Consider the following 11,364-nt stretch of genomic DNA (forward strand, 5'->3'; position numbering starts at 1 on the left):
CGCTGATCCGCGCAGGCTTGGTCCTGCTTGCCGCAGGCGCCGCGACCGTCGCGTTCGCGCAACCCACCGCTTCGCTGGAGGCGCCGCGCGCACCTGTCGCGGCCCAGGCCGTGACCGTCGTCCTCGCCCAGTCGAAGGTGGTCAAGGGGCCCGACGGCAATGAACAGTTCCAGGACGCGGCCACCATCAAGCCGGGCGACGTCATCGAATACAAGGCCACCTACACCAACAACACCGGCAAGCCCGTCAAGGGCCTCGTGGCCGATCTGCCGATCCCCGAGGGGCTGGAATACCTGCCGCGCAGCGCCAAGCCAGGCGCCAGCCTCGTGAAAGCCGCCACCAAGACCGCCGTCTTCGAGCCCGAGCCGCTCGTTCGCAAACTGCCCGGCGGCAAGACCGAACCCGTTCCCTACAGCGAGTACCGCATGCTGCGCTGGAGCCTGGGCCAGTTGCCCGCCAACGGCAGCCTCGCCGTGAGCGCGCGCGCCAAGGTCGAAACCGTCGCGCCGCCAACGGCTGTGCCTCCCACGCCCGCCACGCCGCCCCCGCGCGGCAAGTAAAGGCCGCGCCGGCCCTCGCGCGCTGCGCGAGGCGAGGGCGCCCGCCTTTTCCATCGATCTCTTGTTTCCGAGTGCCAGTCGGCAGGTACGCGTTCGCCCGTCGAAACGTACCGGCCAGGTTCTTTCGTGTTTCCGTTCATCGACAACAGAGGAGAAAACTACGTGATTCCCACCCAGCCAACCCAACGCGCCAGCGGCTGCAAGCCGTGCGCGCCCTGGGCAGGCGCCGCAGCGTTGACGCTGGGCTTCCTTTTCGGAAGCCCGGCGGCACTTGCCGCGTCGCCGCCCGCCAACACCGTCATCGGCAACCAGGCGTCCGCCAGCTATTCGGACGCCGCCGGGACGACCCAGGTCGCCACCTCCAACCTGGTGCAGACCACCGTTCTCCAGGTGGGCTCGTTCACGCTCGACAGCGTCAACCAGGTGACGACGACCATCGTCAACACCAAGTCCGGCGCGGCCGGCGCCACGGTCTATGCGCCTCACGTGCTGACCAACACCGGCAACGGCGTCGACACCTTCGCCCTCACGGTCAAGGCCGATGCGGGCAAGTTCTCGCGTGTCGAGGTCTTTGCCGATGCCGACGGCAACGGGCTGCCCGACAGCACGACGGCGCTGTGCTCGGCCACCGATGCGAACGTCTGCACGGTGACCCCGGCGCAGAGCGTGCCCGGCAACAACGGCGCGTTCCGCTTCGTCGTGGCCTACACGATCCCGGGCTCAGCCACCGGCACCGGCAACTTCGATGCCGCAACGATCACCGCCACCCCGGGCACTCCGGCGCTGTACACCGCGCCGAACACCTCGGCGGCCGACAAGGACGAGGTCAAGCTGGCCACCGATGCGGTGTTCAACCTCACCAAGGTCATCGGCACTCCGTCGGTCGCAGCACCGGACAACGGCGTCTGGCCGACCGCGCCGACCAGTGGGCCGCGCTCTTCCGCCGCCTGCACGGCCACGAGCTGGACAGCCGGTCTCGCGTCGAACGCGAACTGCCAGTACTCGGTCTACACCCTCACGTTCAACAACACGGGCGGCGCACCGGGCAAGTTCGCGCTGTCCGACGTGTTGCCGGCAGGGTTGACCTACGTCACGGGTTCGGCAGTGTGGAGCGGTGCGTCGGGTACGGCGCTGGGTGACGGTGCGGGCGGCGATCCGTCGGGCATCGACTTCCAGGCGACCGGCAACACGCTGAATGCCGTGGTGGCTTCGCTGAATCCGAACGTGACGCAAACGCTGAGCTTCGTGGTGCTCGTGAACAGCACCGCGGCGGTCGGTACGTCCACCACCACCAACGTGGCCCGCTACAACCCCGCGAACGCGCCGGCTGGCGTGACCGCAGCGTTGATCGGCACCGTCGGTTCGACCTCCAACCCGTCGGCGTACACCGTCCTGGCGCGTTTCGGCATCGTGGTGGGTTCCAACCCGTCCACGGCTGCAACGGCGCTCGACGCGACACCCGGCACGCCCAACCCCGCCGGGCAAGACCTGACCACGAGGCAGTTGGCCGTGGCAGGCAGCAGCGTCCGGTTCCCGCAAACCGTGTTCAACACGGGCGGCGCGACCGATGCCGTGAACCTGTCGATCTCCGCCAACACCTTCCCGGCCGGCACGAGCTTCCAGTTCTTCGCGGCGGACACCGGCGCACCGCTGCTGGACACGAACGGTGACGGCGTGCCCGACACCGGTCCGATCCCGGCTGGCGCGAGCTTCAACATCGTGACGCAGGTGCAACTGCCGCCGGCCACCGTGGGCGGCGCCTACGTGGCCACCGTGCTCGGTCGTTCCGTGGGCGACAACACGAAGATCGATGCGACCGAAGACCGCCTCGAACGCGTGATCGAGACCCTGGTCGACCTGACCAATACGAAGATCGGTACAGGTACCGGCAGTGTCGCCAACGGTGACCTCGGCGCGGGCCCCAGCCCGTTGCCAACGCAGGTTCATGACACGGGCGCCGGCACCGGCACGGTCTTCACGCTGTGGGTGAAGAACCATGACGTGATCGACGCGACCTACAACCTTGCCGCCAGCCAGACGACCGGTTTCCCGGGCGCGCTGCCGGCAGGCTGGACGGTCAAGTTCGTGGCGTTTGGCGGCACCTGTGCATCGCCGGCCATCTCGAACCTCGCGGTCATCGCCGGGGGGCAGCAGGCGGTCGAAGCGTGCGTCACGCCGCCTTCCTCGCAAGCCGCAGTCACTGCAGTGAAGATCTACTTCAAGGTGCAATCCACTGCGGTGGCCTCGACCGGCGGCATCGCTTCCGACGTCAAGACCGACGCCGTGACGGTGACCTCGACGGCCCTTCAGCTGGGCGCCTCGCTCACGCCGAACAACAACGGCCAGGTCGCACCCGGCGGCACCGTGGTGTATGCCCACACGCTGACCAACATCGGCGCCCAGAGCTGCGGCGCGTACACGCTGACAGCCAAGGTGCCTGCGGCAGATGAGGCGCAAGGCTGGACCACCGCGGTCTACCTCGACGTCAACGGCGACGGACAGATCGACGCTGGCGACACGCCGGTGAACGGTCCGCTGGCAAGCCTGCCGGCAGGCGCGGCGCAGAAGCTGCTGGTGCGTGTGTTCGCGCCGGGGGGCGTGAGCGCGGGTGTCAGCAACACCACGACGGTGACGGCCACCTTCACCGACCCGGCCCCCAACTGCGGTACGCCTTCGGCCACCGACATCACGGCCGTGATCACCGGCCAGATCCGCGTCCTCAAGACGCAGGCGGCCGATGCGACCTGTGACGGCGTGGCGGACACCGCGTTCGCGGCAACGTCACTGCAGTTGAAGCCGGGCCAGTGCATCGTCTACCAGGTCGTTGCCACCAACGAAGGCATCGTGCCGGTGACCAACATCGCCATCAACGACGCACTGCCGGCGTACACCGTCCTGAGCGCGAAGCAGCCTGCATTGCAGTGCGAAGCCCCGGGCATTGGCGGTACGGCGCCGGCCTTCGCATCGACCGCCACCGCGGTCAGCTGCGGCAGCGCGGCCAACACCGTGGCCCCAGGTGGAAAGGTCACGCTGACCTTCGCCGTGCAGATCAACCCCTGATCTGACATCGGCGCCGCCGACGGTTCCGCAAGGGCCGTCGGCCGTTTCCCGCGAGGCCTGGGTTCGCCCCGGTGCCTCGCCTGTTTCCCCTGCTGCTTTCGCGCACATCGCTGCATGCAAGCCGTGCCTTGCCGGCCTTCGAGGCGGCAGAGGAAAGAGTTCTTCGACTGTTTGACGTGTCTCCCGCAGCGGGAGGTGCGAGGGAAGGTTCACCGCGTGCCATTTCTTCTTTCTTCTTCGCGTGCCGGCTTGCCTCGAAGGTGGGGCTGCGCGGCGCCTGCGCGCAGCGCGATGGCAGTCTTCGGCCTCGCACTTGCATTCGCCATGTTGTTCGCACCGGTCGCGCAAGCGGCGCCCGCTCCCGGCGGCGTCGTGATCCGCAGCATCGCGACGGGCACCTACGTCCCGGCCGGCCTCGGGCACAGCGAGACGGCCATCTCCAATGCCGTGACCGCCAGCGTGCTGCCCGTGGAGGCGCTGTCGCTCACGCAGGACCAGCGCGTGAACCGTCCGCCCGGCACCGTCGTCACGCTGAGCCACCTGCTCACCAACACCGGCAACGTGGCTTCGCGCTACACCCTGGGGCTCGTCAACGACGGCGCGGGGTGCCCGGCCGACGGGCTCGACCTGTCGGCGTTGCGCGTGGCGCGCGACGGCAACCACAACGGCGTCGTCGACGCCTCCGATCTCGTGCTGTTGCCCGGTGCCGCCAGCACGCTCGCGCTGGAGCCGGGCCAGACGGCCGAACTGCTGGTGCAGGGCACCATTCCCGCCGCGGCCAGCGGCAGCGCCTGCGTGGTGCTGAGCGCGACCACCGCCCTGCAGGGTGCGAGCGCGAGCAATCGCGACACGGTCGACGTGGGCAGCGTCGCCGTGCTCGCTCTGGTCAAGTCGGCCAGCCATGCGGGTGCCGTCGTGCCCGGCAGCACGCGCATCGACTTCAGCATCTCGGGCACCAACACCGGCGCGCGCGACGCGCAGCCCGGCGGCGCGGCCGCGCCCACCGGCACGCAGGTGCTGGTCAACGGCAGCCCGCGCAGCCTGCTGCTGCTGCGCGACCTCGTGCCCACCGGCACGCGCTACCTCGCTGGTAGCCTGCAGAGCACGGCGGCCGGCGCGGTGCGCCTGTTCCGCATGCCCGGCGACGCCGACTTCAGCTACCGCACCGCCGAAGACGGCGCGGCGATCGAAGTGGCCATCGGCGTGCCCACCGCGCTCGCGCGCAACGCTTCCATCGCCATGCAGTTCGCGGTGCAGGTCAAGGCCGATCACACCGGCGATATCCGCAACACCGCGCACAGCCAGTACAACGACGGCGTCGCACCTGCCGCGTCGCCGTCGAACACGGTGGTGATCGCGATGGCGCCGCCGCAAGGCCAGGGCCGCATCGGCGTCGCCAAGGCCGCCTCCACGCCGCGCATGCACCGCGGTGCGGACGGCCAACCCGACGGCACGGCCACCGTCACCTTCGACGTCAACGTGCGCAACTACGGCACGACCGCGCTGCACGGCGTGCAACTGGCCGACGTGCTCGAAGGGCAGGGCGCCACGCAGTTCGGCACCCGCACGACCGCTGCGGTGCCGGGCGCGCGCCAGTACGCCGTGGTGCCCGGGACCCTGACCATCGTCGGTGGTTCGGACAATGGCGTGGCGGGCACGGTGGCGGCCGTCAACGCCGCATTCAACGGCACGGCCTCCGCGCAGGACCTGCTCGCACCCGGTGCGGTGCTGCCCGTGGGCGGCCAGTTCACGGTGCGTTTCGACGTGCGCTTTCACGTGTCGGGCCGCGTGGGCACGCTGCTCAACACCGTGCGCGCACAGGCCGCGCTCGCTGCCGGTGGCCCGCCCACGGTCTTCGACGACTCCGTCAACGGCAGCAACCCCGACGCCGACGGCGACGGCAACCCCGGCAACGACACCTCGCCCACGCCGGTGCAGCTGCAGCAGCCCGTGCTCTCGCTCGTGAAGAGGGTCTCGCAGCCGCGCCGCGTGGCAGAGGGCGTCTACGAGCTCGACTACCGTTTCAAGGTCGGCAACACCGGCGCGGCCCCGGCCCCGAACGTGCGCGTGATCGACAACCTCGATTGCACCTTCGACATGGACAAGCCCGAAGGCCTCGTCGCCGCCTGGGAACTCGTCGGCGCGCCGAAGGTGCGCAACGGCGTGCTGCAGATCGCATCCGGCTTCACCGGCCGCGCAGCCTGCGACCGCGAGGCCGCCGCCAGCGCCGATCCCTTCCGGCTGCCGATGCAGGCCGCGCTCGGCCTCACCGACGGCAGCCGCGCCCTCGCACCGGGCCAGAGCGAGGACATCGAATTCACCGTGCGCGTCACCCGCAAGCCGTCGAGCAACGGCGCCCGCGTGCCGTTCACCAACAAGGCCTGGGCGGCCGCCTTCGAGCAGAACACCGCTTCTGCGTCGTCGGCCGCGCTCGTCACCGCGAGCGCCAGCAGCGCGCCCTCGATGCTGGCCGACCCGCAGGGCGTGGTCTACAACGCCGTCACGCGCCAACCGGTGGCCGGCGCCGTCGTCACCTTCACCCGCCAGTCCTGCAGCGACGGCGCTGCCCGGCCGATGGCCCTGGCCGAGGTGTTCGGCGGCGACAGCGGCGTCTACCGCGCCAATGCCGACGGCAGCCTGTCGATGACCACCGGCGCCGACGGCGGCTACCAGTTCTATTTCCTGTCGCCGCCGGTCACCGGCAGCTGCACCTATGCGCTGGGTGTGGCGCCGCCCGCGGGCAGTGCCTACGCGGCGCCTTCGCAGCTCATCCCCGCCACGCCCGGCACCTTCGACCGCTGCGGCGCCATCGTCCCGAACGCTGCGTCGCCGCAGGGCGCGGAGCCCACCACGCACCACTTCTCGCTCAAGGCCGGTTTCGAGCCCTCGGGCGCGGCCTGCGACGTGGTGCACAACCACATCCCGCTCGACCCGGGCAACGTGCTCGGCCTCGTGCTGCGCAAGGAAGGCAGCAAGCGCCAGGTCGAGTTCGGCGATTTCCTCGACTACGCGCTGGTCGCCACCAACAAGACCGGCTTTCCCGTCACCGGCCTTAGCCTCTCCGACCAGTTGCCGCCGGGCTTCGCCTACGTGGCCGGCAGTGCGCGGCTCAACGGTGCGGCCACGGCCGATCCCGTGGGCGGGGCCGGTCCGCGGCTGGTCTTCAACCATCCCGGCCTCGCGCTCGGCATCGACCAGTCCGCAACGGTGCGCTACCGCGTGCGCGTCGGTGTCGGCGCGCCCACCAACGGCGACGCCGTCAACCGTGCCCGCGCCAGTTCCGGCCCCATGCAGTCGAACCTCGCCCAATGGACTGTGCGCGTGACCGGCGGCGTGTTTTCCGACGATGCCTTCCTCTTCGGCAAGGTCTACATGGACTGCCGCCGCGACGGCCGCCAGCAGGGCGTCGACGAAATCGGCGTGCCCGGCGTGCGCCTGTACATGGAAGACGGTACGCACGTCATCACCGACGTCGAAGGCAAGTGGAGCCTGTACGGCCTCAAACCGGTGACCCATGTGCTGCGGCTCGATGCCACCACGCTGCCCGCCGGCGCGCGGCTCGAAGCGCTCGACAACCGCAATGCCGGGCGCCCCGACAGCCGCTTCGTCGATCTCAAGAAGGGCGAATTCCACAAGGCCAACTTCGTCGTCACCAACTGCGACTCACCGGCGGTGATGAGCGACGTCATCGCGCGGCGCGAGGCCATCGCCGCCGTGCCCGACACCGAGGCCGAAGCCCAGGTGCGCATGCGCCTGGACCCGGAGGGCCGGATCGTCCCCGTGGGCGACCGGCGTGCGCTGCCTGCCAGCGGCGAGGTGCGCGCGGGCGGCAGCACCGGCACCAGCACCACGCAGGCCAGCTCGGCGCCGCTGATCGCGATGCCCGCCGCATCGGCGTCGCCCAGCAGCTTCATCGGCGGCGCGTCGGGCAGCCAGGGCAGCACGCTCGGCGCGGTGACCGGCGGCGCCGCGGTGGATGGCGCATCCCCCGTGGGCAGTCTTTTCTCCGGCATGCGCGTGTCCCGCGGTATTGCGCAGCCGACCACCGCGGTGGCGCCGCCGCAGGCCGTCCCCAGCCCCATCGACCTCGAGGCCCTGCTGCCCCGCATCGAAAGCAACGCCCTCGGCTTCATCGACCTGCGCGATGGCGACACCTTGCCCTCGACCTCGCTCAACGTGCGCGTCAAGGGCGAAGCCGGCCTGGCGCTGCGCCTGAGCGTCAACGGCCAAGGCGTCGAGGAGCGCCGCGTCGGCAAGAAGACCGAGCAGGCCAGCCGCCGGATCGGCGCCTGGGAGTACATCGGCATCGTGCTGCGGCCCGGCGTCAACCGCCTCGTGCTCGAAGCTGTCGATCCGTTCGGCAACGTGCGCGGCGCCGCGCAGCAGATCAGCGTCACCGCGCCCGACAAGCTCGGCGCCATCCACATCGACGTGCCCGCCTCGGCGCAAGCCGACCTGCGCACGCCCGTCGTCGTGAAGGTGCGCCTGACCGACGCGGCCGGCGTGCCAGTGACCGCGCGCACGCAGCTCACGCTCGAGACCGACCGCGGCCGCTGGCTCGACGAAGACCTGAACCCCGCCGAGCCCGGCACCCAGGTCTTCATGGACGGTGGCGTGGCCGACTTCCGCCTGCTGCCGCCCGGCGAACCCGGCGATGCCCGCCTGCGCGTGACGGCCGCGAGCTTCACGAGCGAGGCGCGGCTGGCGCTGCTGCCCGAGCTGCGCCCGATGATCGGCGTCGGCATCGTCGAAGGCGTGCTCGACTTCACCAAGCGCGGCCAGGTGCCGCTGGGTGCGATGCCCGCGGGCGCGGCCTTCGAGGCCGAGCTGTCCGGCCTGGCCGACGAGGGCAACGACAAGCGCCGCGCGGCTGCGCGCGCTGCCTTCTTCTTCAAGGGCGCCGTCAAGGGCGAGTACCTGCTCACCGCCGCCTACGATTCCGACAAGACGCGCAAGGACCGCCTGTTCCGCGACATCCGCCCCGACGAGTTCTACCCCGTGTACGGCGACTCGTCCGCGAAGGGCTTCGACGCCCAGAGCACGCGGAAGCTCTACGTGCGCATCGACAAGAACCGCTCCTACCTGCTGTACGGCGACTTCAGTACCGCCAGCAGCACCGAGGTGCGCAGCCTGAGCCAGGTCAGCCGCTCGCTCACCGGCCTCAAGCACGTCTACGACGATGGCGAGGTGCGCACCACCACCTACGCCTCGCGCACCGCGCAGACCCAGCAGGTGGAAGAATTCCGCGCGGTCGGCACCTCGGGCCCGTACTACCTGGGCGCCCGGGGCGGCGAGTTCGTCGAGAACAGCGAGCAGGTCGAGATCGTCGTGCGCGACCGCAACCAGCCCGACCTCGTGCTGCAGCGTTCGACCGTGACGCGTTTCGTCGACTACACCGTCGAGCCGCTCACGCGCCGCCTGCTGTTCACGCGCGCCATCGCGTCGGTCGATGTGAACCTCAACCCGCAGTCGATCCGCGTGACCTACGAGGTCGACGCGGGCGGCCCCAAGTTCACCGTGGCCGGTGCCGACGTGCAGCTCAAGGTGGCCAAGAACCTGCAGGTCGGTGTGGTCGCGGCCATCGACGAGAACCCCGAGAACTGCCGCAAGCTCGGCGCCGTCACCGCCCTGGCGCGCCTGGGTGATCACACCACCGTCGCCGGCGAATGGGTGCAGACCGACTCCGACCGCAACGGCAAGGGCAGCGGCGCCCGCGTCGAGTTGCGCCACCAGGGCGAAGACCTGGCCGTGGCCGCGCTCGCAAGCAAGACCAGCACCGGCTTCGACAACCCCGGCGCGAGCTTCTCGGCCGGGCGCACCGAAGCCTCGGCGCGCGCCGAGTACCGGCTCGACGCCGCCACCGCGCTGCGCGGCGAACTGCTCTACGGCCAGGACGCCCTGCGCGAAGGCACCCGCCGCGGCATCACCGCCAGCGTGCAGCGAAAGTTCGGCGAGCAACTGGTGGGCGAGTTCGGCCTGCGCCACGGCCACAACGGCACCGGCCTGGGCAGTGGCTCGGGTTTCGACTACGGCCAGGTCTCCACCTACAGCGGCAACCTCGGCAGCGGCGTGGCCGCCAACAACGTCACCGCGCTCGGCGCGGCGGCCAACGCCGGTACCCAGGCCAACGCCAACGACGACAACCTGACCACCGTGCGCGCCCGCCTGTCGGCGCAGGTGCCGGGCGTGCCGCAGGCCCACGTGTTCGTCGAGGGCGAGCAGGACATCCGCAAGTCCGACCGCCACGTGCTCGCGGTGGGCGGCAACTACGCCGTCACCGACAAGACGCGCCTGTACGGCCGCTACGAGCTGGTCTCCAGCCTCTACGGGCCGTACGAGCTGAACGCGGGGCAGTCGAACAACGTGGGCATCCTCGGCATCGAGAGCGCCTACATGGAGGGCGGGCGCGTGTACAGCGAGTACCGCCTGGCCGACAGCCTCGACGGGCGCGCCGCGCAGGCCGCCACGGGCGTGCGCAACACCTTCAGGGTCGACGACCACTGGCGCCTGACGGGCGGCGTCGAGCACACGCGCCAGATCGGCGGGCTGCGCAACAGCGGCAACAACGGCACCGGCCACGCCAGCGGCCTGACGGGCGACTCCACCGCCATCACCGGCGGCGTGGAATACACCGACGCGCGCATCAAGGCCAGCGGCATCCTCGAAGGCCGCCACGGCGACGACGCCGACACGCGCCTGTTCAGCGCGGGCTTCGGCTTCAAGATCGATGCGTCATGGAGCCTGCTGGCGCGCAGCGTGATGAGCGCCAGCGAAGGGCAGGGAGCCAACGCCGGCAACGCGCACCACCTGGCGCGCCACCAGATCGGCCTGGCCTACCGTCCGGTGGACACCGACAGCTGGAACGCGCTCCTGCGCTACGAGCGCCGTTCCGAGCGCGTCACCGGCACCGGCAGTTCGACCGGCGCACTCGACGGCGCCAGCGTCTTCGGTGCGGGCAACGGCAGCGCAGCGCTGCCCGGGCGCACCAGCGCCGACATCGTCTCGGCCCACCTCAACTACAACCCGCGCCCCGGCACCGTGATCAACGGGCGCTACGCCGCCAAGTGGTCGCGCGCCGACGACGGCCTGCTGCGCAGTACCTACTGGGCGCACCTGCTGCAGGCGCGCTACACGCAAGACCTCAACGACAGCTGGGACCTCGGCGTGCAGGCCGGCCTGCTGCGCGGCAAGGGCGGCGGCCTGCAGAAGACCTTGGGCATCGAAGTCGGCTACCAGGTCATGAAGGACCTGTGGGTGTCGGCGGGCTACAACTTCGTGGGCCTGAAAGACCGCGACCTGGCGGCCAACGACTACACGAGCAAGGGCGCGTACATCCGGCTGCGTTTCAAGTTCGACGAGACGGCGCTGGGTGCCGCGTCGGCGAGCGCAGTTGCCCCCGTGAAAGACGACCGGACCGATCGATGAAGTCGCGGATGAATGGCCAATGAAAATGCAAAAAACTGATTCGATGCACTGCGCGACGGCGCTTCGCTGCCTACCCGTGCGGACGCGTGCGATGTCACTTGCGAGAAGCGTGGCGCACTTCTTTCATGCCTTGCGCGGCGTCGTCTTTCTGGCACTGACCTCGCTCCTGATCGGCACGCAGGCCACGGCTGCAGATCTATGTCTATGGAAGAGCGGGACCTACGGGGGCGTCGCTGTCACCACGGAGGGCGAATGCGGGGTGGAGGACAAGTTCGCATGGGGTACTTATCTCTGGCTGGGAAGGCCCAACGTGCGGCAG

Annotated in this window: 3 protein-coding genes; all 3 read left to right on the forward strand. The window is 70.2% G+C overall.

Annotated elements, in window-relative coordinates; translation table 11 throughout:
* The first annotated feature begins 17 nt into the window (after positions 1-17).
* Positions 18-560, forward strand: coding sequence for a hypothetical protein (locus AC07O4_RS04225; RefSeq protein WP_307588617.1), 543 nt, complete (start codon positions 18-20; stop codon positions 558-560).
* 162 nt (positions 561-722) lie between these two features.
* The gene (locus AC07O4_RS04230; RefSeq protein WP_495303827.1) at positions 723-3,620 is read left to right on the forward strand and encodes a beta strand repeat-containing protein; all 2,898 of its coding nucleotides are present in this window, start codon (positions 723-725) and stop codon (positions 3,618-3,620) included.
* 324 nt (positions 3,621-3,944) lie between these two features.
* Positions 3,945-11,045 (forward strand): hypothetical protein, encoded by a 7,101-nt coding sequence (locus tag AC07O4_RS04235; protein ID WP_495303828.1) that lies wholly within the window; start codon positions 3,945-3,947, stop codon positions 11,043-11,045.
* Positions 11,046-11,364: the final 319 nt, after the last annotated feature.

This window comes from Variovorax sp. GW821-FHT09D04, from assembly GCF_059416405.1.

What these genes read in the sequence shown, in the direction of transcription:
- AC07O4_RS04235 (WP_495303828.1), top strand. Translation starts at nt 3,945, where the DNA reads ATGTTGTTCGCACCGGTCGCGCAAGCGGCGCCCGCTCCCGGCGGCGTC.